At 56.2% G+C, this 23,175-nt stretch carries 24 protein-coding genes, 3 tRNA genes and 1 riboswitch; of the genes, 5 read left to right on the forward strand and 22 right to left on the reverse strand.

Going from position 1 to position 23,175, the window contains the following annotated elements; genetic code table 11:
- The first annotated feature begins 76 nt into the window (after positions 1-76).
- Complete coding sequence (locus NAC44_RS03720) at positions 77-1,324, forward strand: type II toxin-antitoxin system RelB/DinJ family antitoxin (protein WP_250937885.1); 1,248 nt, start codon at positions 77-79, stop codon at positions 1,322-1,324.
- Positions 1,321-2,157 carry a DNA adenine methylase gene (locus NAC44_RS03725; protein ID WP_250937887.1) on the forward strand — a complete coding sequence of 279 codons (837 nt, stop codon included), beginning with the start codon at positions 1,321-1,323 and terminating at the stop codon, positions 2,155-2,157. The genes NAC44_RS03720 and NAC44_RS03725 overlap by 4 nt, the downstream gene beginning before the upstream one ends.
- Here NAC44_RS03725 and NAC44_RS03730 read toward each other — a convergent pair.
- The 11 genes from NAC44_RS03730 to NAC44_RS03780 form a co-directional block, all read right to left on the reverse strand.
- Complete coding sequence (locus NAC44_RS03730) at positions 2,154-3,383, reverse strand: phospholipase D family protein (RefSeq protein WP_250937889.1); 1,230 nt, start codon at positions 3,381-3,383, stop codon at positions 2,154-2,156. The two genes, NAC44_RS03725 and NAC44_RS03730, sit on opposite strands and share 4 nt — an antisense overlap.
- 324 nt (positions 3,384-3,707) lie before the next feature.
- Positions 3,708-3,783 (reverse strand) — tRNA-Phe (locus NAC44_RS03735).
- Between the two features lie 159 nt (positions 3,784-3,942).
- Positions 3,943-4,140, reverse strand: a complete 198-nt coding sequence (gene yacG / locus NAC44_RS03740; protein WP_250937890.1) for a DNA gyrase inhibitor YacG — start codon at positions 4,138-4,140, stop codon at positions 3,943-3,945.
- Complete coding sequence (locus NAC44_RS03745) at positions 4,137-4,760, reverse strand: Maf-like protein (RefSeq protein ID WP_250937892.1); 624 nt, start codon at positions 4,758-4,760, stop codon at positions 4,137-4,139. The genes yacG and NAC44_RS03745 overlap by 4 nt, the downstream gene beginning before the upstream one ends.
- A 13-nt stretch (positions 4,761-4,773) precedes the next feature.
- Complete coding sequence (infA, locus tag NAC44_RS03750; RefSeq protein WP_007759621.1) at positions 4,774-4,992, reverse strand: translation initiation factor IF-1; 219 nt, start codon at positions 4,990-4,992, stop codon at positions 4,774-4,776.
- Between the two features lie 122 nt (positions 4,993-5,114).
- Positions 5,115-5,603: an arsenate-mycothiol transferase ArsC gene (locus NAC44_RS03755; RefSeq protein ID WP_250937893.1), complete on the reverse strand. Its 489-nt coding sequence runs from the start codon at positions 5,601-5,603 to the stop codon at positions 5,115-5,117.
- A 13-nt stretch (positions 5,604-5,616) separates the two neighbouring features.
- Entirely contained in the window at positions 5,617-6,090 is a 474-nt protein-coding gene (locus NAC44_RS03760) for a UPF0262 family protein (protein ID WP_250937895.1), read from the reverse strand.
- 3 nt (positions 6,091-6,093) lie between these two features.
- Positions 6,094-7,392 carry a histidinol dehydrogenase gene (hisD, locus tag NAC44_RS03765; protein WP_250937896.1) on the reverse strand — a complete coding sequence of 433 codons (1,299 nt, stop codon included), beginning with the start codon at positions 7,390-7,392 and terminating at the stop codon, positions 6,094-6,096.
- Positions 7,393-7,425: 33 nt separating this feature from the next.
- Entirely contained in the window at positions 7,426-7,863 is a 438-nt protein-coding gene (locus NAC44_RS03770) for a DUF2948 family protein (RefSeq protein WP_250937898.1), read from the reverse strand.
- An 84-nt stretch (positions 7,864-7,947) separates the two neighbouring features.
- On the reverse strand, positions 7,948-9,240 hold the full coding sequence (gene murA / locus NAC44_RS03775) for a UDP-N-acetylglucosamine 1-carboxyvinyltransferase (protein ID WP_250937900.1): 1,293 nt from the start codon (positions 9,238-9,240) through the stop codon (positions 7,948-7,950).
- 150 nt (positions 9,241-9,390) lie between these two features.
- The gene (locus tag NAC44_RS03780; protein WP_250938735.1) at positions 9,391-9,588 is read right to left on the reverse strand and encodes a hypothetical protein; all 198 of its coding nucleotides are present in this window, start codon (positions 9,586-9,588) and stop codon (positions 9,391-9,393) included.
- A gap of 179 nt (positions 9,589-9,767) precedes the next feature.
- Between NAC44_RS03780 and NAC44_RS03785 the strand changes: the two genes are divergently transcribed.
- A tRNA-Thr gene (locus NAC44_RS03785) sits at positions 9,768-9,842 on the forward strand.
- Between the two features lie 75 nt (positions 9,843-9,917).
- Here the strand turns inward: NAC44_RS03785 and NAC44_RS03790 are convergent.
- From NAC44_RS03790 to NAC44_RS03800, 3 genes are all read right to left on the reverse strand, one after another.
- Entirely contained in the window at positions 9,918-10,397 is a 480-nt protein-coding gene (locus NAC44_RS03790; protein ID WP_250937901.1) for a DUF2442 domain-containing protein, read from the reverse strand.
- Complete coding sequence (locus tag NAC44_RS03795) at positions 10,387-10,623, reverse strand: DUF4160 domain-containing protein (protein ID WP_250937903.1); 237 nt, start codon at positions 10,621-10,623, stop codon at positions 10,387-10,389. Before NAC44_RS03795 ends, NAC44_RS03790 begins: the two co-directional genes overlap by 11 nt.
- Positions 10,624-10,687: 64 nt before the next feature.
- On the reverse strand, positions 10,688-11,530 hold the full coding sequence (locus NAC44_RS03800) for an NAD-dependent epimerase/dehydratase family protein (RefSeq protein WP_250937904.1): 843 nt from the start codon (positions 11,528-11,530) through the stop codon (positions 10,688-10,690).
- Positions 11,531-11,642: 112 nt separating this feature from the next.
- On the opposite strand from NAC44_RS03800, the gene NAC44_RS03805 reads away from it, so the two are divergent.
- Positions 11,643-12,455, forward strand: coding sequence for a cephalosporin hydroxylase family protein (locus NAC44_RS03805; protein WP_250937906.1), 813 nt, complete (start codon positions 11,643-11,645; stop codon positions 12,453-12,455).
- A 121-nt stretch (positions 12,456-12,576) separates the two neighbouring features.
- Here the strand turns inward: NAC44_RS03805 and NAC44_RS03810 are convergent, their stop codons facing one another.
- The 6 genes from NAC44_RS03810 to NAC44_RS03835 form a co-directional block, all read right to left on the reverse strand.
- Positions 12,577-13,908 (reverse strand): glycosyltransferase family 2 protein, encoded by a 1,332-nt coding sequence (locus NAC44_RS03810; protein WP_250937908.1) that lies wholly within the window; start codon positions 13,906-13,908, stop codon positions 12,577-12,579.
- Positions 13,909-14,062: 154 nt separating this feature from the next.
- On the reverse strand, positions 14,063-15,292 hold the full coding sequence (locus NAC44_RS03815) for a class I SAM-dependent methyltransferase (protein ID WP_250937916.1): 1,230 nt from the start codon (positions 15,290-15,292) through the stop codon (positions 14,063-14,065).
- A complete protein-coding gene (gene rfbC, locus NAC44_RS03820) occupies positions 15,289-15,852 on the reverse strand; it encodes a dTDP-4-dehydrorhamnose 3,5-epimerase (RefSeq protein ID WP_250938737.1) in 564 nt (187 codons plus the stop codon). Before rfbC ends, NAC44_RS03815 begins: the two co-directional genes overlap by 4 nt.
- A complete protein-coding gene (gene rfbF, locus NAC44_RS03825) occupies positions 15,849-16,622 on the reverse strand; it encodes a glucose-1-phosphate cytidylyltransferase (RefSeq protein WP_250937918.1) in 774 nt (257 codons plus the stop codon). The genes rfbC and rfbF overlap by 4 nt, the downstream gene beginning before the upstream one ends.
- 139 nt (positions 16,623-16,761) lie before the next feature.
- The gene (gene galE, locus NAC44_RS03830; RefSeq protein ID WP_250937920.1) at positions 16,762-17,838 is read right to left on the reverse strand and encodes a UDP-glucose 4-epimerase GalE; all 1,077 of its coding nucleotides are present in this window, start codon (positions 17,836-17,838) and stop codon (positions 16,762-16,764) included.
- A 162-nt stretch (positions 17,839-18,000) separates the two neighbouring features.
- Positions 18,001-19,173 (reverse strand): pyridoxal phosphate-dependent aminotransferase, encoded by a 1,173-nt coding sequence (locus NAC44_RS03835; protein ID WP_250937922.1) that lies wholly within the window; start codon positions 19,171-19,173, stop codon positions 18,001-18,003.
- A gap of 731 nt (positions 19,174-19,904) precedes the next feature.
- On the opposite strand from NAC44_RS03835, the gene NAC44_RS03840 reads away from it, so the two are divergent.
- Positions 19,905-21,737, forward strand: coding sequence for a glycosyltransferase (locus tag NAC44_RS03840; RefSeq protein WP_250937924.1), 1,833 nt, complete (start codon positions 19,905-19,907; stop codon positions 21,735-21,737).
- Positions 21,738-21,739: 2 nt separating this feature from the next.
- Here the strand turns inward: NAC44_RS03840 and NAC44_RS03845 are convergent.
- Positions 21,740-21,813: transfer RNA gene (locus NAC44_RS03845), tRNA-Gly, on the reverse strand.
- A gap of 92 nt (positions 21,814-21,905) precedes the next feature.
- Positions 21,906-23,003 (reverse strand): 2'-deoxycytidine 5'-triphosphate deaminase, encoded by a 1,098-nt coding sequence (locus NAC44_RS03850; RefSeq protein ID WP_250937926.1) that lies wholly within the window; start codon positions 23,001-23,003, stop codon positions 21,906-21,908.
- A gap of 74 nt (positions 23,004-23,077) precedes the next feature.
- Positions 23,078-23,156, forward strand: a riboswitch (SAM riboswitch).
- Positions 23,157-23,175: the final 19 nt, after the last annotated feature.

Raw genomic sequence — 23,175 nt, forward strand, 5'->3', positions numbered from 1 at the left:
ACGATTTTCTTGTTGTGCTACGTTGTATTTCATTTCGGATTGTGTCAACTCGCAGTCCGCTCAAAGAGTGTGGGGTATGACAACTAAACCGACCACGACGATTCGCATCGATGAAGACCTCAAGAGACGCGCCTGCGAGGTCTTCGACGATATTGGTATAAGTATGTCCGCCGCAGTTAATACCTTTCTCAAGGCGGTGGTTCGCGAGGGCACCATGCCGTTTGAAATTAAAATTGAGCGTCCGAAGTCAGTTTTCAAAACACGAAACGCGACACTCAATAACGCATTCCTACTTAAAAAGGATGAATTCTATACGCAATACGATGACATATCCAAAGAAATTTCGATGTATAGAGGACACCTCAAGGGAAAGTCTATACTTTGCAACTGTGACGATCCTTTTGAATCAGCTTTTTTTCGCTTCTTCGCTGTGAATTTTGAGCAACTCGGCCTAGCGAAACTTGTTTCTACTTGCTATGCGGGTTCATCGCTCACCGGAAAAGAATATCCACTTGAGAACGCCACGGCTGCCTACAAAGCAGAGGTGACTGAGGTTCCCGACGAGCCTTTAGTCAAGGCAGACGGTTCCCTGGATCTCGAAAGCTTGTTCGCGATGCCTGGAAACTCCCTTATGCATCTTCATGGCGACGGCGATTTCCGGTCTGATGAATGTCGAGCTTTGCTTCAGGAAGCAGACATAATCGTAACTAATCCACCCTTCAGCCTTTTCCGAGAATACATTGGCCTTCTGACACACCATCAAAAGGGATTTATCATCCTTGGAAACATGAATGCCGCTACGTATAGGGAAGTCTTTCCCTTATTTCGAGACAATTATGTCTGGTATGGTGAGACGATCCGCTCTGGTGATCGCAAATTTTACGTGCCGGACGATTACCCGTTAAACGCAGCAAACTGCGGTATGGATGATCAAGGCCGACGATTTATTCGCGTGAAGGGTGTGCGCTGGTTCACCAACCTTGACATTAGGAGACGGCATAAGCCTTTAGCATTAACTCGTCACTACCGCGCTGAGGATTACCCAAAATACGAAAACTACGACGCAATTGAAGTCGGTCAGGTGCATAATATACCTGCTGACTACGACGGGATAATGGGTGTGCCGATTACGTTTTTAGACAAGTACAGCCCTGACCAATTCGAAATATTAATGCTTGCCAACGGAAATTCTCGCACCAATGTTTCCCCAGAAATACTTAAGTCTGTGGCATATAGAGCCCATTCCGAAGATAGAGGAGGTGTTGGTATTATCAGCGGCCGACGTGTCTACGCCCGCATCCTAATCCGGAGGAAACTCCGATGAAAGACCCTCTGCGCGTGCCCTGCACTTATCAGGGCGGCAAACAGCGAGTAGCAGCTCAAATAGTCGACCGTCTTCTTGATGCAGCCCCAGGACCGAGCTCGCAGTTTTATGACCTGTGCTGCGGATCCGCGGCGATTTCAATCGAGCTGGTCAACCGAGGAGTAGACCCCTCAAGAATTTACATGCTCGACGTCAGTTCCTGGGGATGCTTTTGGTCCGCAATAGGTTCTGGCGAATTCAAAATTGATGTTTTTGACAAGTATCTAGCTGACTTACCGAGTGATAAACGTGAAATCAAAGCGCACATGGCAGCGCTATCGGCGCGGCCGCTGATCGAACACGAAGCGGAGCTTTATCCATTGCTTCAGGCCTGCTCTTTTGGCGGCAAGCAGATTTGGCGCAATGGGGAGCGTTGGGCGAATGCCTGCTTTAGGGACTATTGGGAGCCGACAGCAACAAGCATCCGACGCAGCCCAGCAAATCCTATGCAGCCGTCTCCAGCAGAACTGCGACGCCGCATCAGCGCCCTCACAAATGGCATGAAAGGAGTCACCTGCACTAAAGAAGACATCACCACTATCCTCAGCGCTCCACTTCACAGCGATGCCGTCGTTTACGTGGACCCTCCATATCAGAGTACAACTGGGTATGCGTTTCGATTCGATTTAGCCTCATTCATACGCCGCTTTCGCTATATGAATCACACACCGCTGTTTGTGTCCGAAGCAAAACCCCTCAACGACACAGCTCAGCTCCTTACATTTGGAGGCGCGAAAGGAGGTATTAGCGGCAGCAGACAAGTAAAACATCAAGAGTGGCTAAGTCGCTTCTAAATAACTCCAAGCAACTTTGCAGACCTTGTCGAACCATTTCGCCCAACTATGCGTGATGCCGCCCTAAAATTTCCAATTTCGCCGCTTGAAAAAACAGACAAAAAGTAGTAGTTCTCAGAAATTCTTGTAAACGATGCGATCTTTCCTACCAAGAATTTCTCCTCCTCGCCTTTAGACCTGAAAATGTCGGTAATTTTCACGTTTCCTGCGCTAACACCCTTTATTTGAAGACGCCACGTTCCATTTGCATTTTCTCCTTCTGGAAAAAGTATCGTATTCTCGTAATAGTCAATGCCGTCAAAATTTAAGGTAATATCCTTACGTTGGGATGTATCCTCGGGATCCAAACCAAAGAACTCGACCGCACCGCGCATAAAGTTTTCTTTATCTGATTCGAAGGATGTTCCGGCTGGATCCCCAGACTCAATTAAAGACTTCTTCGATAGGTCGAGGATGTTGCGCGATCCTCCTGTCAATTTCCGTGTTTCAAACCATATAGTGCGGTCTTCACCAAATGAAGGAACTACAGTAGCCGCTTCGGAGTCATTAGGATCGATCTCCTTGCCGGCTTCCTGCGGCTTCGCGATCGCTGGCAGCTTTGCCGCTATGCCGTTGCCGAATAGACGCTCCTGAGGCCCACCCAACATAGCAGCCTTCGCCACACGAATTTGCTCGGACACCTCCTTGGCGACGTAACCATTTTCGAGGAGCTTATCTATGTCGTCTTGTGTATTGATCGGCATGATCGAATCACCGAGCGAGTTGAGCTCTCCGATGTAGTCGCTAAGCCTCTTTTCCAATTCGGCCTTATCAGCGTTTGATTTGTCCCATTGAATAAATGCTGAGCTTTCGAAGTTGGTCCAAAGACCGCCACCGGTCAGGTTATGAGAGCCAACGACCACGAGCCCTTTGTCCGCTCCTAGAAACTGGTAAATTTTCACATGAAATGTTTGTCCCTTCTCAGTGTGTACGACGCTCAAAGAATCGGCATAGCGCAGCAGCGCCGTTAGGGCCTCATATGACGTTCCTCCAAGATCAACACCTACAAAGACATTCACAATTCCGCCCCGATCTCTGAACCGCTGCAAACAGTCTTTTATTCTGAGAATTCCACTGTTCTTCGCGAAGGCGACGGCGATGTTGAGAGTATGATAGTCTTGTGAATCAAGCAGTTCGATCAATCGATTCCCGAGCTGCCCGGTGAACGGCTGGTTCATAAAATCCATCTAGTTATCCTTTAGAGACTGCCACTTGTTTAAATTAGCCCTTGGAGGCGAGTTTCGCCTTCTAGCACAAGAAATATGTGCATGGTCATTTACCAATAGCTTTTTCCTGTGCAACGCAGGCGCGCCCCAAACAAGTTAGACAATTGGTGCCTCGCTTATTGCAACAGAGCAATCTCTTACTCAAAAGATAGCCGTATGAAATAATGCGGTCTGTGGAAGGCCGTTACAGGGCCAGTAACACCCAGAATCACACCCAAACACCTTGGTCACTGGCACTGCCAAAATGCACCGACAACACATCTCATTGATTTTTCTAAACAAAAATGGTGCCCGGAGGCGGATTTGAACCACCGACACGCGGATTTTCAATCCGCTGCTCTACCAACTGAGCTATCCGGGCATCCGGCGAAATCGGCTTGTTTAGAAGGTCGATTTCTGCGAGAGGGTGTTGTTTCCCTCGGAAGCGAGGGCGGTTATAGCATCTAATTCAGCCATGTCCAGCGTCAAATGGCACTTTTTTGACAAGACCGGCAAGAAGACCATAACCTCCTGCTATGTCTTATCTTTCTTCATTCGGCAGTGTTTCGTCCTCGCTGACGGGAATGGCGTAGGAACCCTTCAGCCAGCGCGACAGGTCAAGTGTGCGGCACCGGTCCGAACAGAAAGGATAGTGTTCACGCGCAGACGGTTTAGCGCATTCCGGGCAGGGACGCGGCTTGCGCAAAGGTTCTATTCTGGCTGTCTCCTCTGTGCTCATGTGCCCTTTCCTTCTTCCGCCCTGTTGCGAAAACCTTCGCCTTGCAACAGCAGCATGGTTTCATAAAGTGGCAGGCCGACGACATTGGGATAGGAGCCGACCAGTTTTTGCACGAAAGCGCCGGCAAAGCCCTGAATGGCATAGCCGCCTGCCTTGCCGCGCCACTCCTCTGAGGCGAGATAAACCGTTTTCTCCTGCCTGGAGAGGCGCTTGAACTGCACTCTCGTTTCCACCAGCCGGTGGCGCATCTTTCCTTCCGGCGTGATCAGGCAAACGCCGGTGAACACCATGTGATTGCGCCCGGACAACAGGTCCAGACATTGCATCGCCTCATCCTCACCTTCGGTTTTCGGCAGGATGCGCCGACCGACGGCCACCACCGTATCGGCAGCGAGAATGAAGCTCCCTGTCCAGTCCTGATCCTGCCGCACCGCTTCGAAAGCTGCCCTGGCCTTGTCCTGCGACAGGCGGCGGGCAAGCGCACGCGGCAGTTCGCCCTTTTGCGGCGTCTCGTCGAGATCCATCGGCATCAGCCGATCCGGCGTGATGCCAAGCTGGGCGAGAAGCTCTACCCGGCGCGGCGAACCGGAGGCGAGGATCAGCTTGCTGTCGCGCGCCATGAAACGGGCCCGCTTACTTGAAGCGATAGGTGATGCGGCCCTTGGTCAGGTCGTAAGGGGTCATTTCCACCAGCACCTTGTCGCCGGCCAGAACACGGATGCGGTTCTTGCGCATACGACCTGCCGTATGGGCGATGATTTCATGTTCGTTTTCCAGCTTGACGCGGAATGTCGCATTGGGCAGCAATTCCGTGACAATGCCGGGGAATTCGAGGACTTCTTCTTTTGCCATTGAGGATGGTTCTTTCTATCTGTTTCTTTGCAACGGGGAGAAACCCCGGTCAAAATGTGGGCGGAAACTACACAATCGCCGGGCTTTTGTGAACCTTGTAGAACGGGCTTTTGGAATTTGTTTCACATGCCGTCCAAAGGCAGGGTTCCGGGCGGGTGAAAGGCGTCCCGGATAAGGGCCGTCAACCGGTCGCGCACCTCGCGATAGGCATCGAGCCGCTGGTCGCGGGTGTCCGTCTCAATCGTCGGATCGGGCATCGGCCAATAGACCACCTCAACCGAGGAGGAACGGGTCAGTTCAAGGGCCGCGTGATGGGCTTCTGGTGCCAGCGTGACGATCAGGTCGAAATAGGCATCTTCCAGATCATCCAGCACCTGCGGCTGGCGCTTGCCGAGCGACAGGCCGATTTCGTCCAGCACCGCATCGACGAAGGGATCGCGTTCGCCATGGCGCACGCCCGCCGAAGCGATATAAATGCCGGAGGGCAGAAGACGCCGGGCAATCACCTCAGCCATGGGCGAGCGGATGGCGTTCATGCCGCAGAGAAATAACACCGACCGCGGCAACGGTCGGTCCCGCAGTCTTTGGGTAACGTCGGCAGGCTCGCTCATCGCGCCATTCCCCTCAACCGCGCCAATAGAGCACGCAGACCAGCGTGAACAGGCGTCTGGCCGTATCGAAATCCAGCCCGATCTTGCCTTTCAATCGATCCATCAGGGTTTGGGAACCGTCATTGTGGATACCGCGGCGGCCCATGTCGATCGCTTCGATCTGGCTTGGCGTCGAGGAACGGATCGCCTCGTAATAGCTTTCGCAGATCATGAAATAGTCCTTGATGATCCGGCGAAGCGGTGTCAGCGACAGAATATGGGTGGCGACATCCGCTCCCGTCTCCGTCTTCACGGTCAAAACCAGTTTGGCATCCACCAGAGACAGAAACAGATGATAGGGGCCGCCCTCATGACCAACGGGCTCGAAACGGTTTTCCTCGATCAGATCGAAAATGGCGACAGCCCGCTCATGCTCGACATCGGGCGTGGAGCGCCCGATCGTGTCGTCCAGCACGACGTCGGAGAGCCGGAAATCGCCTTTCGCCATCGCCTATCCTTCGAGATTGACACGGATGGCGACGGAGCGGGCATGGGCATCCAGCCCCTCGCTCTTCGCCAGCGCAATGGCGGCAGGTGCAAGAACGCGCAACTGCTCTGCCTCCAACCTGAGGATCGAAGAGCGTTTGACGAAATCCAGCACAGAAAGCCCGGAGGAAAACCGCGCCGAGCGCGCCGTTGGCAGCACGTGATTGCAGCCGCCGACATAATCGCCGATCACTTCCGGCGTATGATGGCCGATAAAAATCGATCCGGCATTGCGAATGCCCGCCATCAGCGCATCGGGATCGGCCACCGCCAGTTCCAGATGCTCGGCGGCAATGCGGTTGGCCAGCGGCACGGCATCCTGCACATGTTTGACGATGATGATCGCGCCGAAATCGCGCCAGCTTGCCGCCGCCGTCTCGGAACGGCCAAGGCTTTGCAATTGCCGCTCGACAGCGGCCTCGACCGCTTTCGCCAGCGCCGGATCGTCGGTCGCAAGGATCGATTGGGCGCCGCGGTCATGTTCGGCCTGAGCCAGAAGATCGGCGGCCAGCCAGTCAGGATCATTGTCCTTGTCGGCAATGATCAGCACTTCGGAAGGTCCGGCGATCATATCAATGCCGACCGTGCCGAAGACCTGCCGCTTGGCGGCGGCAACATAGGCATTGCCCGGGCCGACGATTTTCGCCACAGGCTGAATCGTATCCGTGCCATAGGCAAGCGCGGCCACGGCCTGCGCCCCGCCGATGCGGTAGATTTCGCTGACCCCGGCGATCTTTGCCGCCGCCAGCACGGTGGGATTGATCTTGCCAGCAAGGGCTGGAACCACCATGACAATGCGCGGCACGCCCGCCACACGCGCCGGAACGGCATTCATCAGCACCGAGCTTGGATAGCTTGCCGTACCGCCCGGCACATAAAGACCGACCGCTTCAATTGCCGTCCAGCGCGAGCCGAGGGTGACACCCAGCGCATCCTGATAGAGATCGTCCTTCGGCATCTGCCGGGCATGATGGCGCTCGATGCGCTCTGCCGCCAGTTTCAACGCCTCCAGCACCTCAGTCGAAACCTCGGCGAAAGCGGCGTCGATTTCAGCCTGACTGACCTGCATCGGTGTTTCAGAAAAATCGAGACCGTCGAATTTTTTCGTATAATCCGCCAGGGCCAGATCGCCGCGCGCGCGGACATCGTCGATGATCGCCTTGACCACCACGTTTACATCTTCCGACACTTCGCGCTTGGTCGTCAGAAAGGCGGCAAAGCGCGCCTCAAAATCGTCCGAAGCCTGTTCAAGCCAAATCGCCACTCTACCCTCACATACCCTGAACACTCGATGACATCACTTTACCGGATGACGCGGTCTGGATGTGGTTTCCCACGCCCCGCCAAGATCGGCAAGCTGAACTTCGATACATTCGACATCAAGCGCAATCGCCGCCCCCCCGGCGCAGACCAGACGCAATTCGCCTTCCGGCCCCTCGCCCTTTTTATGGAATTCGACGGCCAGCAGCGCCAGAACCTCCTCGCCGCTTCTGCGATCGAAGCCGAGCGATCGGACAGCCCCAACCCGCTTGATCGTCAAGGCAGCGCGACGACGCTCGAAACTCTTGTCTTTGCGCTTGGCTTTTTCCCAGACGAAGCGATTGGCTGCAATGGAAAATACGCCGGATTTCGCCGCATATTCCACATCTTTCGGCTTGAACACGGCATCCTGCATATGAGCCGAAACGACGGTCAGGTCTTCAGCATCGAGGGCAAGCAGTTTCAGGTCTGTCATCACACTATCCCGGCCACGGTTTTCATGACCGAGATAAGGATTTCAGGCCGCCACTGCAATGCAGAAACGGTGAAAGACGGAAGATCAACCGCTAATCCGCTCAACCACCGCGCCGCAAAGGCTGAGTTTTTCCTCCAGCCGCTCGAAACCGCGGTCGAGATGGTAGACGCGGTTGACCAGCGTTTCGCCTTCCGCTGCCAGTCCGGCAATGACCAGAGACACTGAAGCGCGCAGATCCGTGGCCATGACCGGGGCGCCGCGCAGGCTGCGCACGCCTTCGATGCGGGCGGTCTGACCATGGAGGCTGATTTTCGCGCCAAGCCGGGCCAGTTCCTGCACATGCATGAAACGATTTTCAAAAATCGTTTCCGTCACATGGGAAATGCCCTGCGAGCGGGTCATCAGCGCCATGAACTGCGCCTGAAGGTCGGTCGGGAAACCCGGTACCGGTTCGGTGACGATATCCACCGGGCGAATGGCATCGCCATGGCCGATCACCCGAATGCCGTCATCGAGGTGAATAATTTCAGCGCCCGCGGCTTCCAGTGGTGCAAGCGCCGAGGCAAGCAGCTCGGCGCGGGTGCCGGTCAGCGTCACATCGCCGCCGGTCATGGCAACAGCCATGGCATAGGTGCCGGTTTCGATCCGGTCGGGCAGAACCTGATGGCGCGCGCCCGAGAGGCTGGTGACGCCCTCGATGGTGATGGTGCGCGTCCCCATGCCGGAAATTTTGGCACCCATGGCGTTAAGGCAATGGGCGAGATCGACCACTTCCGGCTCGCAGGCGGCATTTTTCAACACCGTCGTGCCACGCGCCAGTGAGGCGGCCATCATCATCACATGGGTTGCGCCGACCGACACCTTGGGGAAGGTGAAATGCGCGCCGACCAATCCACCGGAAGGTGCCTTCGCATCGACATAGCCGCTATCGATCTCGATGATCGCGCCCAGCGCCTGCAGCCCCTCGATGAAGAAATCCACCGGACGCGTACCGATGGCGCAGCCGCCCGGCAGCGAGACGCGGGCACGGCCTTCACGCGCCAGAAGCGGTCCGATGACCCAGAAGCTCGCCCGCATTTTCGACACCAGATCGTAGGGTGCGGTGGTATCGACAATGGTGCGGCAGGTGAAATGGATCGTGCGGGCATAGCTGCCGGACTGTTTTTCCCGACGGCCATTGACGGCGATATCGACGCCATGATTGCCGAGAATGCGCAGGAGCAGCTCGACATCAGCCAGATGCGGCACGTTTTCCAGCGTCAGCGTATCGCTGGTGAGCAGCGAGGCGATCATCAGGGGAAGAGCTGCATTTTTTGCGCCGGAAATAGGAATGACGCCATTCAGGGCGTTGCCGCCGACAATTCGAATACGATCCATCGATGTTTACCAAGGGCGACATTGCGCCCACGCCTTTCCATAAAATCCGACGACCCCCAGAAGCAGCCCCATCCGGTCGTCCAACAGACAGAAGCCATGACAAAGGAGGCTCTTTAGAGCAAAAGCCGCACCGCATCAATTCAGCCGGAACTATTCATCCTGATGCGGCGAATGTGCGGCAGGCAAGCCATCCGTCTCATCCGCCTCGCCCGCCCGGCGCGCCCGGGCCTGATGTTTGCGACGCGCCAGATTCTCGCGCAGCTTCTTTGCCACCCGCTCGCGGCGCAAACGCGCCTCGATATCGGATTTTTTCCGGGCCTTCTTCGACCCATCCGTCCCATCGGACACGGTTGAAATGTCACTGTCATCGCTCATGGGCGCGTCATAACGCAAATGTGGAAAAACCGGAAGATGGAAGATGTTTTCCCATTTTCTTTGCGAAAGCGCGTTTTGCCGCTTGCGCTCCGTCAGAAGCTATGGCAATAGGCCCCTCGTTCCGGGGCGACACACTGATCCGCTCCGAAGATGCTGCTATAGCTCAGGGGTAGAGCACTCCCTTGGTAAGGGAGAGGCCGAGAGTTCAAATCTCTCTAGCAGCACCATTACACCCACCGTAAATCGCTCATTTTCTAAGCTTTTTAATACCTAGAATCGGCATCGATCTAAGGTGTTATCAATTAGCCTCTCATCGCGTCGGAAGTTGTCTCGTTTTTATGTGCGGCTTCGACAAGATAACGGGTCGCATAGGCAATATTTCGCGGAATGGGCTTTTCCTTTCTATAGTCGGCGACTTGCCTTCTGGAGATTTCCAGAGCGGCAGCCATTCCCTCCAGTGTCATGCCCAGGTCGTCCATGGCATCGCGAAATGAGGCGTTGTCAAATTCTACCGATGGCAGTTTGCTCAGCCATAGCGCCGAAAAGTCCAGACCACCCGGCCATTCGATGCAGGTGCCGTACTCATCGACACGAAGCTTGGCGAACAGAGCGTCATCGTCCCGCAGAGACATATACACTCTCCGGCTCAGCAGAGCGGGCGCCAAGTCCACAGCCGAGGTCTTTCCCGTCTTCCAGGTGATGCGAACAAGTCGCTTTTCGATCCACTCAGCCTTTGAGATGCGAGGTAAAGGCGTGCCGACAGAAATGAGGTCATTGTGCATTGAGGCGACTCCATTCATTTTTCAGCGTCTGTCTATTCTCATCAACCGATGCCCATTCGATAACCTTATCAAGGTTCTTCCTGGTAATTTCACCTTGAAGAACAGTTAGATCGGCTATCAAAATCAGCGCGTCATGATCTGGCGTGGAGACGTGGAAATGCGGTGGATTATGGTCGTTTGCATAGACATGAATCTTTAGATTTCCGAATTGGACCACCACCGGCATTGAGCACTCCATACATATGAATAGTGCACATGGCGCACTATTTCAAGCTTCAACGCCCGACCCCTTACCGCCCCACAACATTGCACACACCCACCACCGCCAGCGGGTCGGAGGGATGGATCTCCGCCGTGCCAAATTCCAAAAGATCGCGACGGCCGTATTCATCGGCAATGGCTTCGGCCAGGGCGCGGATGGTGATGGGCTGGCCGGAGCAGATATTGACCGGACCGGTCTGGCCGGTCTCAACGAGATCGGCAATCATCTGCCCGGCGACAGCGACATCGAGAAAATCGCGCAATTGCGTGCCTTTGGAGAGTTTCGCCACCTCGCCGCGGCTGAGGCGGTCGCGCAGGTAGGGCACGAGCCGGGCTGGATGTTCGTTTTCCCCGTAGAGATAAAAGACGCGGGCCCAGGTGAAATCCGTATTGCGGATGGCGAAAAACCGCTCCAGCATCTGGAAACTGGCAAGCTTTGCAGCAGCATAAAGGGTTTTCGCCTCAAGCGGTGACGCGACCGTCAGATGGTCTGAGGGCAATCTGTATTCGACGCAGGTGCCAAGGCCGATCAGATGTTTCACGCCGGCCTCCGCCGCCCCTTGCGCCAGCGCCATGGTGCCTTTGACGCAATCGAAATTTTTCGGCGAATCGAGATAGTGTCCGGTTTCGACATACCAGGCCGCATGGATGACAGCATCGACGCCCTGCAAATGCCCGATCCAGTCGGCTTTAACGAGGGCAAAGACATCATCCAGGCTCAGGATGCGGCAGGATTTTCCCTCTTCGCCCAGCTTGTCTTCCGATCCGGGCCGCACCGTCACCAACACGTCATAGCCGTTTGCCAGCAGCCGTTTCAGGATCTGACGACCGACGAAACCGGTGGCACCGGTCAACAGCACTGTCTTGGCCATGATGCTTTCTCCAGCATTTGCCTCTTCGGCAAAGCGCGAAAAGGTCAGTCTCACACAGGCATGGGTGTCTAGCTTTGCCGCCAACATGGGTATCAATCAAGCGGACATGGCAATGAGCGTTGTGGAAGACTTCAAGGCGACGGTGCGTCAGAACATCGAAGCGATCGGGAACGACAAGGCATTTCTCGACCTGTCGAATCACTGGATGGAGAAATGCATTCCGCTGGGATATATGTATAATTTCTCCTGGATGGGCCGTCCCGTCATCCAGATGCCGCAGGACATCTACGCCATTCAGGAGATGATCTGGTCGGTCAAGCCCGATCTCGTCATCGAAACCGGCATTGCCCATGGCGGTTCGCTGATCCTCAGCGCCTCCATTCTGGCAATGATCGATTATTGCGAAGCCGTGGAAAAGGGCGAGAGCCTCGATCCCAAGGCCAGCCGCCGCAAGGTGATCGGTGTCGATATCGACATTCGCGCCCATAACCGCGCCGCCATAGAGGCGCATCCGCTGGCGCACAAGATCGAGATGTTTCAGGGCTCCTCGATTGCGGCGGAAACGGTGGATGCCGTCAAAAAGGCCGCCGAGGGCTACAAGACCGTCATGGTCTTCCTCGATTCCAACCACACGCACGAGCATGTTCTGGAAGAGCTGGAGCTTTATGCACCGCTGACCTCGAAAGGCTCCTATTGCGCCGTCTGGGACACGCTGGTCGAAGACATGCCCGCCGACATGTATCCCAACCGTCCCTGGGGGCCGGGCGACAACCCGAAAACCGCCGTATGGGCCTATCTGGACAAGCTGAAAACCGAAGGCCGCACCGCCGCCGATGGGGACAGGCTGATGCTGGATTACGACCGCAGCCTGGAAAACAAGCTGGCGATCACCGTCTCGCGTGACGGTTTTCTGAAGCGGGTTTGAAATCCGCCATCCCAATCTGAAAAAAGCGGCCTTTCGGGCCGCTTTTTTCATGTCTTCATCTGTGGTGTGGAGACCCCTTACGGCGTTGATACAACAGCCATAAAGAATTGCGGCAGTTCAATCACCGCCGCCCGCCGCTGACCTTCTTGCGCTTCGGCTTGTTTTCCGGCTTTGGTGCCTTGACGCGCTGAATGGTCTGGCCGGTCGCCTGAATAAGCTCTTCCGAGGCAATTTCAGCTTCCCAGGGAAAGGGCAGGCCCTTTTCATCGACATGGATATCTTCCGGTCTCGCCACCATGGCGCTGACCACATCCCACAATTCGGCAGGCGTTTGCGCGCCGCCCGCATCGCCGCGCACCAAAATGGCGCTGGCCTGCGCGCCGCTGACGGGCACAATCGGAATATCGCCTTTCCATGCCGGCTGATAGTCTTTCAGGAAACGCCCGCCCTTCCAGTTGCGGAAGGCGGTTTCGTAACCGGCGCGGATGGTGTCGAAGGCTTCCCGGTCGCGATAGGCTTCCGTGTTCATCGCACAGGCCTTGGCATAGCCGGTTTCCCAGCCGGGCAGATCCGGCACCTTGTATTTTTCCCGGAACCATTGCTGGGTCACGCCGATGGTTGCCGTCGAACCGAGGAAGGAGCTGAAGGGAAAATCACGCAAGCCCGGATCGTCTTCGAAATTGCGGCCAAACTCCTCCATGAAGATTTTCGCCCTGAGCTTGGTGTCTTCCAGACGACCGATGGAGAAGGAATTGCTTTCCGGGCAGGCGCCGAAAATCGAAAATGGCCGCTGGCAGAAGGCAAAGCCTTCTCCTTCCAGGATCACCTTCATCGCCATATCGTAATCCACGACCGCATGTTCGAAATAGCGGTTGTTGTATTTGGCATAGATGCGGTCCAGCAGCCTGCGACGAATAGCCGAATGATAGATCGAATAGCCTGATGTTGGCACGGAGGTCGGTTCGAACCAGCCGAACATACGCTTGATCGGCTCGCTTTTCGGCAGCCGCATCACCGAACGGTCAAAAGCGACGCTGACAATCGAGACCGGCTCACCTTCAACCGGCCAGGAATAATAGAGCGCGCCCCATGAGAACGCCTCGATATCGGGGTTGTGGGCCACCACCCGCTCGAGCAGCCCGGCCACATCCGGCTCGACGAAATCGTCATCGCCGATAAAGGTGACCCATTCGCCCGTTGACGCATGGGCGGCACGCTCCCAGTTGTCCATCATCGACAGCACCTGATCGGTCGCCGGCAGATAGATGACGCGCGGATCGTTTCGGTAATCGGCCATGAAATCGTTCATCACCGCATGATCGTCGGAATTGTCGGCAAAGATGAACTCGACATCCTGACGGCGGTTGCGCAAAAGACCTTTGATCGTTTCCTTGAAATAGCGCTGCCGGTTACGCGAAGGTACGCAGATCGAAAGCATCGGTTTATCGCTCATTTCAAGCTCCACGACAGGAAACAGCACACGACCTGCGCCGTTTCACTTCATATTGTTGTTTTCAGGTTCATCCAGCCCGGTCACTTGACCGGGTGCGTCTCGACCGGTGCAGGCGGTCGCTTGCTGACGGCAACAGGCGGCACATCCTCAGGCTTTATGGATGAACCGTCAGGCTCGGCACTGCTGTCACGAATTTCCCACCCCAATCGCTGATATAGGAAAGCTGCGTCTTGATTTCTGTTGTCAGGTTCCATGGCAGAATGACCACCCTGTCCGGTTTTTCGGTTTGCAAAACCTCCTCGGAAACGATCGGTATGCGGCTTCCGGGAAGATACATGCCCTGTTTCGCCGGGTTCTTATCGACGACAAAGGCGATCTGACCGGCCTTGATGCCGGCGAAATTGAGAAGCGTGTTACCTTTGGCAGCCGCACCATAAGCGGCGACCTTCAGGCCTTTTCGGTTGCAGTCGATGAGAAATTCGAGAAAATCGTCGCGTACCTTGTCGGCTTTCGCCTGGAAGGCCGCATAAGGAGCGGGATCGGCGAGACCCGCCGCCTTTTCCTTCTCCAGCATGGCCTCGACGCGGGGCTGACGCGGGTGCGCGCTGTGATCGGCGCGGCAGGCAAAGACCCTGAGGCTGCCGCCATGCCAGGGCGTGGTGTCGACATCGAAGACCATCAGCCCGTTTGCGGCAAAGATCCGGTCGACGGCCAGAAGTGACAGATAGGAATAATGTTCGTGATAGGCGGTATCGAACTGGTTTTCCGCCAGCATCGTCATCAGATGCGGAAATTCAAAGGTCGCAACCCCTGTGGGCTTCAAGAGCCGGGCAAAACCGGAGACGAAATCATTGATATCCGGCACATGGGCCAGCACATTGTTGGCCGCCGTCAGATCGGCGGACCAGCCATCGGCCACCAGCCGTTCGGCCAGCGCCACGCCGAAAAATTCGCTGACGATCTCAATGCCCTTTTCACGCGCCGCTTTTGCCGTGCTGGCCGTCGGCTCAACCCCGAGACAAGCGATGCCGCGCTCCTTCACATATTGCAGCAGATAGCCGTCATTGGCGGCAATCTCCACCACTCGGGCACTTTGATCGAGGCCAAAACGCTCGACCATCCCGGCGACATAGGCCTTGGCATGGGCAAGCCAGGACGACGAGAAGGAGGAGAAATAGGCATAATCCTCGGAGAAGAAGGTTTCGCGCGCGGCAAAGTCTTCCGTCTGCACCAGAAGGCAGTTGTCACAGACCCGGATCACCAGCGGATACCAGAGTTCCGGCCCGGCAAGCTCATGCGCCTTGACATAGGAGTTGGACGGAGGCGCGGTGCCAAGATCGAGAAAATCCCGCATGGTCTGCGAGGCGCAGTGACGGCATTTCATATATCAAGTCCTTGAAAATCGATAGAGATCGCCTGATGACCCTGATCGCGGGCCGACAGGCGGGAAATGGCGAGCGGCCAGGCAATACCAAGCCGTGGGTCTTCCGGATGAAGCCCGCCTTCGGCCTCTGCACGGTAAGGTGCGGAATGCACATAGATCATCCGCACATCGTCACTCAGCGCCTGAAATCCATGGGCAAAGCCTGCTGGAATGAGAAGCGCCTTGCCGTTTTCTGCTGACAGTTCCACCGCGACATGCCGGAGAAAGGTGGGCGAACCATGCCGCAGATCGACAGCGACATCGAAAATCGCGCCTTGCACGCAACTGACCAGCTTCCACTCGGCAAAGGGCGGATGCTGGAAATGCAGGCCGCGTACCGTGCCTTTCTCGGTCGTGCCGGTCTCGTTGACCTGCATGACCGGGCCGGGCCAGCCGAAATCCCGCAGCTCTTCTCCGCAGAACAGCCGGCTCAGAAAGCCGCGTTCGTCGCCGAAACGGCGGCGTGTCAGTACAGTGACGCCATCGAGAGCGGTGGTTTCGGCGGTGAAGCGTGCCGTCATGACCAGTTTTTCCACGGCGCATTGCCGCCGGCCCAGAGCGCTTCAAGCTGGTTCTTGTCGCGCAACGTGTCCATGGGCTGCCAGAAACCGTCATGCAGATAGGCGCAAAGCTCGCCATCCTCGGCCAGACTGGTCAGCGGATCGGATTCCCACGGCATGTCGTCGCCCGTGATGCGCTCAATCACCTTGGGCGAAAGCACGAAAAACCCGCCATTGATATAACCGGCCTGCCCGACCGGCTTTTCGACAAAGCCGCGCACGGCCTGTCCATCCAGCTTCAACGCACCATAACGGGCGGGCGGCTGCACGGCGGTGACGGTTGCCAGCCGGCCATGCTCCTGATGAAATTTTATGGTGGCGGAGATGTCGATGTCGGAGACACCGTCGCCATAGGTGAAGCAGAAGGCCTCCTCATCCTTGAGGTAGGGAGCAACCCGCTTCAAACGACCGCCGGTCATCGAGCTTTCACCGGTATCGACCAGGGTCACGCGCCAGTTTTCCGCACTTTTCCGGTGAAATTCGAGCGAATTGCGTGAGAGATCGAAGGTGATGTCGGACATATGCAGGCCGTAATTGGCGAAATATTCCTTGATCACATAGCCCTTGTAACCACAGCAGATGATGAAATCGCGGATACCGTGGCTGTAATACATCTTCATGATGTGCCACAGGATCGGCCGTCCGCCGATTTCAACCATCGGCTTCGGTTTCAGGTGGGTTTCCTCGGAAATACGGGTTCCCAAGCCGCCCGCCAGGATCACGGCCTTCATGTCACAACTCCCATGCCGGGCAGAAACGCCGCATACGCCGATAACGGCGCATGAGCACAGCGGATCAACCCATCTGCTTCCATTCGATCTGCAGATTAGCGCGGGAAACTGTCGTCAAACTTGAGTAGAGGAAAACGGCTCACTGAATGGTCTGCACCGCCGGCACGCGGCCAAGACCGTGGCCTGCCGCAACAAGGCGGGGCGAACGCGGCGGGGCATCCAGACAGATCTGCTGACCGTTGAGCCTGCGCTCCCAGTTGAGCGCCGTTTCAACAATCAGGTCAAGGCCGGGATTTTGCGGACACCAGTTCAGCGTCTGGCAGGCAAAAGAGGGATCGGCCACCACACAGGCGGCATCGCCGGGTCTTCGAGCTTCCCGGCGCAGTGTCAGCTTGCAACCCGCGACCCGCTCCACGGCGGCAATCACCTGCAGAACGCTTGCTCCTTCGCCATACCCGCAATTGGCACTGACCGAAGCGCCACCATCGGCAAGATAGGCCAGCGCCCTGCCATGGGCGGCGATCAGGTCGTCGATATGGATATAATCGCGAATGCCGGTGCCGTCACATGTCGGATAATCCGTGCCGAATACCTGCACCACGTCCCTGAAGCCGAGTGCGGCCTCACAAGCCGCCTTGATCAGATGGGTCGCACCGCGCCCGTAAGGACCAAGACGCCCCTTGCGGTCGCAGCCGGCAACGTTGAAATAGCGAAGCGCCACATAGCGGAAATCCGGATGCGCCTTTGCTGTATCGGCCAGGATCGTCTCGGTCATCACCTTGGATTGCCCATAGGGGCTTTGCGGCAAAAGCGGATGGTTTTCGGCAACGGGACGGCCATCAACAGGCGGCGCATAGACGGCAGCCGTGGAGGAAAAGATAAAGCGTCCAATCCCGGCCCGCACGATTTCCTCGATCAGCACACACGTCTTCATGGTATTGTTGGTGTAATAATCGAGCGGATTTTTGATCGAGTCCGACACAACAATCGAACCGGCGAAATGAAACACCGCTTCAATGCTGTTTTCGGCAAAAATCCGCCGCAACAATTCACGATCACCGATATCACCGAGATAAAACCGGGCTGAGGGCTGGACCGCACGGCGAAAACCGGTGGACAGCCGGTCTAGCACCACGACATCATGGCCGCAATCGGCAAGCCACAGCGCCATATGGCTGCCGATATAGCCTGCTCCACCGGTGATCAAGAATGCCATGGCCGCTCCCCGCAAAGGATCATCCCTTGCTCTCCCTATAATGGCCCCTTGTTTCTCAAGTGGTTAAATTCGTCACTGACCGCTTTTGAACGCCATTGGTTTTTAAAGAAAGAGCTAAAGACGGTTTAACGCAAGAGCAACAATTTGACTTATCAACGACAATCAAAGAGCTGCGATGTAACGGCTCAGGCGTTCTGCCGCATCGGCAATCTGGCGCGGATCGCGCAGAAAACAGGCCCTGAGAAATGATGCCCCACCCGCACCAAAAGCCGTTCCGGGCGCAAGACCGACACTGGCCTTGTCAACGATATCGAGGGCAGCAGCCCGGGTGTCGCGGACACCATCGATTTCGAGAAAGGCATAGATCGCCCCATCCGGCTTGGCCGATCTCACCCGGTTGGTGGCAATCAGCGCATCGAGCAGAAGATCGCGCGAGGTTCTTGCACGGGCAATGTTGTCGCGCACAAAATCATCGCCTTCATCAAGGGCGGCCACCGCGCCGCGCTGCATGAACTGCGCCACGCCGGAGGTGGAATACTGGATGAGATTTTCCAGCACCTGACCGATTTCCGGCGGCGCGACCAACCAGCCCACACGCCAGCCGGTCATGGACCAGTTTTTCGAGAAGGAATTGGCGAAGATGATCCTGTCATCCGCCTCCATCACATCGAGAAAGGAAGGCGCCCTGCCCTGCCCGGCAAAATGATAGAGCGCGTAGATTTCATCGGCCAGAATCCAGATGCCGCGCTTGCGAGCCATGGCGAGAATGGCTTTCAGATCGTCATGGCTTGCCGTCCAGCCGGTCGGATTGGAGGGCGTATTGATGAAAAGCGCCTTTGTCTTCGGCGTGATTGCCTGCTCCAGCCGCTCAAGATCGAGCTGCCAGCGGCCATCGGTATAGGCAATCTCCACACCGACCGCTCTTGTCCCGGCAATCTCGATGGCGGAGACGATGTTGGGCCAGCAGGGCGAAAGATAGATCATCTCGTCGCCCGGCGCCGTCAGTGCCTGCACAGCAAGCTGAATAGCCTGCATGCCCGAACCGGTCACATAGAAATGCTCCGCGGGCAGTTCTGCGGAAAAATGCCGGAGGTAATAGCGCGACAAGGCTTCCCGCAGTTCGGGAATGCCGCGCTGCCAGGTATAAAAGGTCTCGCCGCCCAGGAGGGCCTCGCTTGCTGCCCGGCTGATGAAGGCCGGTGTTGCCAGATCACCCTCGCCAGCCCAGAGCGGCACCACATCAAGCGCACGGGCGCGGGCATAATTAATGATCTCGACAATTCCGCTTTCGGGTGCGGCGATGGCACGCGGGCTTAGGCTATCAATCAAAGACATTCGGCTCTCCTGATGGTCGGACACTCATATGTTAGAATCAGAAAAAAAGCTCATAAGAAAGCGTGAGGAATGAATTGGTTTTTGTGATGGGGTCCAGACAGGTCGTCATGACAGACCAGGTCATCTTGGGCTGATGCCTTTTGAGACCTTTCCATGTGTCACGGAAACTCTGAAAGCGTTAACCCTTTGTTTTTCCGCATTTCCGGACGGAAAACCGCTACGCATATTCGGCCCGCGCTCTAAAGAACGTTGCGGCTTATCAGACTCAGTCCACGTGCTTTAAGCCTTTGTTTTGTCGCATGTACGGTCTCGTTTTATTGAGGACAACAAAACGAGACATGCTTTTGGCTCGTCGATTTTACAAGCAGAGAAAAACAGTCATAAGCAACATAATTTATCAATATTTAATTTAACAAAACATAATAATATTAAAAGAAGTAAATACGATAGTACAAACTGTACTAAATACTGATTCACCATCAAATTTCAGGGATGATTATTATCGGATACGGAACTAAGCTTACCTCATATTTAAATGTTCATTGAAGGCGATTTTGATGTCCTCGATTTTCCAGGGGCCGGATTACGGTCGTTTGCCGACTGGTGCACGCGGACAACAACAACATCGTCACCTTGAAGACAGCAGCCTTTACCCCGTTTCGCCCGTGCAGCATCCGGATGCTCACGTGTCTTGCCATGAAACAGCCCCGCATTCCTTAGACCAGGAGAGAGTGCCGTCCTCTTCCGTCTATCGGGAGCTTGCCCTCGCCTCCAGATTGGGTATCGAGGATGATATCCTGTGGCAGTGTCTTCATGATGCCCTTGTGCAGGGCACAAGTCTTGAAGAGGAACTGCTGGCGCAGGGCGTCATTCTACCGGATCAATATTATCCAGCACTGGCGAAGATGGCTGGTCTCGTCTATTTACCGGCCTTGCCGGACGCGCATGTGATCGACCTTCCGTTTCTCGACAGTCAGTTGCTGCGGCCAAGCTTTTTGCGTCTTTATCAGGGCAGTAAACCGCCACTGACGGTGATCGTGCCGCAGGCAGCGACCTTTCACACCCTGCTGGACCGTCTTGACCATATGCCGCACCTGGCAGAGCGGATGGCTGTGGTATCACCGCAAGTGCTGCGGCAGGCTGTCTGGCGCGCGGGGGCTGAACGGCGTATCCGCGATACTCAAAGCCATCTGTTCGACACGGCACCCCAACGCTCTGCCCGAACCGTTTTGACGGGACCTCAGGGGTTTTACATCGGTGTCTGCCTGAGTCTGCTTGTGATTGGCCTGCTGCTTTTTCCCCTGCCGATACTCACTCTGGCCCACGTGCTTCTGTCTCTGATCTATCTTGCCATGCTCTGTGTCCGCATTGCCGCCCTGCCCTCCCGCAAAGGTCCGTTCCGATCGGGAGAAGCTCTGCCCGACATGCAAAGACTGCCAATCTATAGCGTTCTGGTTGCGGTGTATCGAGAGAAGGAGGTCATAGCGCAATTGATCGCGTCTCTTTGCCGCCTCGACTGGCCAGCCTCACGGCTGGACATCAAGCTTGTCTGCGAAGCCGATGATCATGAAACGCTGGCGATGATTGCCGAGATCGGTTTGCCGGGCCATTTCGAGCTTGTCCTGACCCCGCATGGCACGCCGCGCACAAAGCCGCGGGCTTTGAGTTATGCGCTTGCCGGTGTTCGTGGTGATTATCTGGTTGTCTATGATGCAGAAGACCGACCGCATCCGGGCCAGCTGCGTGAAGCCTATGCGCGTTTCTGTCAGGCACCCGCCGATGTCGCCTGCCTGCAGGCACCGCTGATCATCGCCAATGGCGGAAAATCCTGGATCAGCGCTCTCTTCGCGCTCGAATATGCCGCCCTGTTTCGCGGCATCCTGCCCATGCTGGCGCGTCATCGCCTGCCCTTGCCGCTGGGTGGAACCTCCAATCATTTCCGCGTCGATCCCTTGAAAGCCGTCGGGGGCTGGGACCCCTACAATGTGACCGAGGATGCCGATCTGGGCTTGCGCTTTTACCGGGCGGGATATCGCTGCGAAACCATGGAGAGACAGACTCTGGAAGATGCGCCGACAACCGCCCGCGTCTGGCTGGGACAGCGCTGCCGCTGGTTCAAGGGATGGCTGCAGACCTGGCTTGTGGTCATGCGCCACCCGCGCAACAGTCTGCGGGAAATGGGCATGCCGGCTTTTTTCATGTTTCAGCTGCTGATTGGCGGCATGCTGTTATCGTCACTCGGCCATCCAGCCTTGCTGCTGTTCTTTGCCTCGACAATCTGCACGATGATGAAGATGAAGACGGCCAATCTTCCGGCTGGCGAAACGCTGCTCTTTGCCATAGACCTGATCAATGTGCTGGGCAGCTACGTCATTTTCATCATGTTAGGACGGCTGGCCATGACCGGCTTTGAACGCAAACAGATCGGTGCACGCTTTTGCTGGCTGCCTGTTTACTGGATGATGACAGCACTGGCCGCCTGGAAAGCCGTGATCGAGCTCAAGACCAGGCCCTTTTACTGGCACAAGACGCCACATCAGCCCCGTACCGTCATAAAAACATGATGTGGAGCGGGTGAAGGGAATCGAACCCTCGTATTCAGCTTGGGAAGCTGCTGCTCTACCATTGAGCTACACCCGCAATCACGCCCCTTGCATCAGCGTGACAGGACAGTTCCTATACAAAGCCGCCTCTGTCAAGAGCCAATGCAACGCGACTTTTCTCCATGCTGATTAGGTCAGGCGGAAATGTTTGGAGAGTTTCAGCCCCTGTGCCTGATAATTCGAGCCGAGGCCCGTTCCGTACAGCCCCTGCGGACGTGTCAGCATATGCTCATAAACAAGCCGACCGACAATCTGCCCGTCTTCGAGAATATAGGGAACCTCGTGGCTGCGCACCTCCAGCACGGCGCGGCTTCCCGAGCCGCCTGCCGCCGCATGGCCAAAACCGGGATCGAAAAATCCGGCATAATGCACGCGAAATTCCCCAACCAACGGATCGTAAGGCGTCATTTCCGCCGCATAAAGCGGCGGCACATGCACGGCCTCGCGGGAGACGAGGATGTAAAATTCATCCGGGTCGAGGATCAGTTCGTTGCGGCCACGGCTGTAAAGCGGCTCCCAGAAATCGAGCAGGTCATGCGCGGCTTTCTTGTCCACGTCGATCACGGCGGTATGATGCTTGCCGCGATAACCGATCAATCCGTCCGGGCCGCTGCCCTTCAGGTCGATGGAGAGCGCAATGCCGCCATGGGATACATTTGGCGTGTCGCTGGCCACCAGTGTTTCTTTATGATGCAGATCGAGAAGCTCGCTGTCACTCAGCATCGCCTCACCGATGCGAAAACGGATCTGCGACAGCCGCGAGCCTTGCCGGACAATGATCGGAAAGGTGCGCGGGCTGATTTCCAGATAAAGCTGGCCCTTATAACCCGCAGGGATCTTGTCGAATTCCTGCGCGTGGTCGGTCATGACGCGGGTGAAAATGTCGAGACGGCCGGTCGAGCTTTTCGGATTGGTGGAGGCCGAAAGGTCATCCGGCAGGTCGAGGCTTTCCATCAGCGGCACGATATAGACGCAGCCCGTTTCCAGCACCGCGCCGTGGCTGAGGTCGATTTCATGCAGCGTCAGCCGGTCGAGCTTGTCGGCCACCGTATGATTGCGCCCGGGCATGAAGCTGGCGCGCACCCGAAGCGCTCTTGCTCCCAGCCGGAGATCGAGGCTCGCCGGCTGAATCTGGTCATGATCGAGCGCCATCCGGCTGATCAGACGGCCACTATCGAAAAGCTCACCGATCGCCTGATCGGCCAGAATGCCCGCATTGCGTTTCATATCGCTTATCCCTTGGTCGGGCCGACAAAACCAAATCACAGGAATTGACGCAAGCCCGGTATGGGATTAGAAACGGCTTATCCCGTGGTGATTTGGCCGGTCGGCTTGCAGCCACGTTAAACAAGTGGCTAAAAAGACCGGGTATGCCAAACCGGTCCGTATTCGCGACCGG

The sequence above is a fragment of the Allorhizobium sonneratiae genome (genome assembly GCF_023700755.1).
GTDB lineage: Bacteria > Pseudomonadota > Alphaproteobacteria > Rhizobiales > Rhizobiaceae > Allorhizobium > Allorhizobium sonneratiae.

Excerpts from the sequence above, each read along its gene's own strand:
- NAC44_RS03720 (WP_250937885.1), top strand. The coding sequence starts at position 77 with ATGACAACTAAACCGACCACGACGATTCGCATCGATGAAGACCTCAAG.
- NAC44_RS03725 (WP_250937887.1), top strand. The coding sequence starts at position 1,321 with ATGAAAGACCCTCTGCGCGTGCCCTGCACTTATCAGGGCGGCAAACAG.
- NAC44_RS03730 (WP_250937889.1), bottom strand. The coding sequence starts at position 3,383 with ATGGATTTTATGAACCAGCCGTTCACCGGGCAGCTCGGGAATCGATTG.
- yacG (WP_250937890.1), bottom strand. The coding sequence starts at position 4,140 with ATGAGCACAGAGGAGACAGCCAGAATAGAACCTTTGCGCAAGCCGCGT.
- NAC44_RS03745 (WP_250937892.1), bottom strand. The coding sequence starts at position 4,760 with ATGGCGCGCGACAGCAAGCTGATCCTCGCCTCCGGTTCGCCGCGCCGG.
- infA (WP_007759621.1), bottom strand. The coding sequence starts at position 4,992 with ATGGCAAAAGAAGAAGTCCTCGAATTCCCCGGCATTGTCACGGAATTG.
- NAC44_RS03755 (WP_250937893.1), bottom strand. The coding sequence starts at position 5,603 with ATGAGCGAGCCTGCCGACGTTACCCAAAGACTGCGGGACCGACCGTTG.
- NAC44_RS03760 (WP_250937895.1), bottom strand. The coding sequence starts at position 6,090 with ATGGCGAAAGGCGATTTCCGGCTCTCCGACGTCGTGCTGGACGACACG.
- NAC44_RS03770 (WP_250937898.1), bottom strand. The coding sequence starts at position 7,863 with ATGACAGACCTGAAACTGCTTGCCCTCGATGCTGAAGACCTGACCGTC.
- murA (WP_250937900.1), bottom strand. The coding sequence starts at position 9,240 with ATGGATCGTATTCGAATTGTCGGCGGCAACGCCCTGAATGGCGTCATT.
- NAC44_RS03790 (WP_250937901.1), bottom strand. The coding sequence starts at position 10,397 with ATGCACAATGACCTCATTTCTGTCGGCACGCCTTTACCTCGCATCTCA.
- NAC44_RS03795 (WP_250937903.1), bottom strand. The coding sequence starts at position 10,623 with ATGCCGGTGGTGGTCCAATTCGGAAATCTAAAGATTCATGTCTATGCA.
- NAC44_RS03800 (WP_250937904.1), bottom strand. The coding sequence starts at position 11,530 with ATGGCCAAGACAGTGCTGTTGACCGGTGCCACCGGTTTCGTCGGTCGT.
- NAC44_RS03805 (WP_250937906.1), top strand. The coding sequence starts at position 11,643 with ATGAGCGTTGTGGAAGACTTCAAGGCGACGGTGCGTCAGAACATCGAA.
- NAC44_RS03810 (WP_250937908.1), bottom strand. The coding sequence starts at position 13,908 with ATGAGCGATAAACCGATGCTTTCGATCTGCGTACCTTCGCGTAACCGG.
- NAC44_RS03815 (WP_250937916.1), bottom strand. The coding sequence starts at position 15,292 with ATGAAATGCCGTCACTGCGCCTCGCAGACCATGCGGGATTTTCTCGAT.
- rfbC (WP_250938737.1), bottom strand. The coding sequence starts at position 15,852 with ATGACGGCACGCTTCACCGCCGAAACCACCGCTCTCGATGGCGTCACT.
- rfbF (WP_250937918.1), bottom strand. The coding sequence starts at position 16,622 with ATGAAGGCCGTGATCCTGGCGGGCGGCTTGGGAACCCGTATTTCCGAG.
- galE (WP_250937920.1), bottom strand. The coding sequence starts at position 17,838 with ATGGCATTCTTGATCACCGGTGGAGCAGGCTATATCGGCAGCCATATG.
- NAC44_RS03835 (WP_250937922.1), bottom strand. The coding sequence starts at position 19,173 with ATGTCTTTGATTGATAGCCTAAGCCCGCGTGCCATCGCCGCACCCGAA.
- NAC44_RS03850 (WP_250937926.1), bottom strand. The coding sequence starts at position 23,003 with ATGAAACGCAATGCGGGCATTCTGGCCGATCAGGCGATCGGTGAGCTT.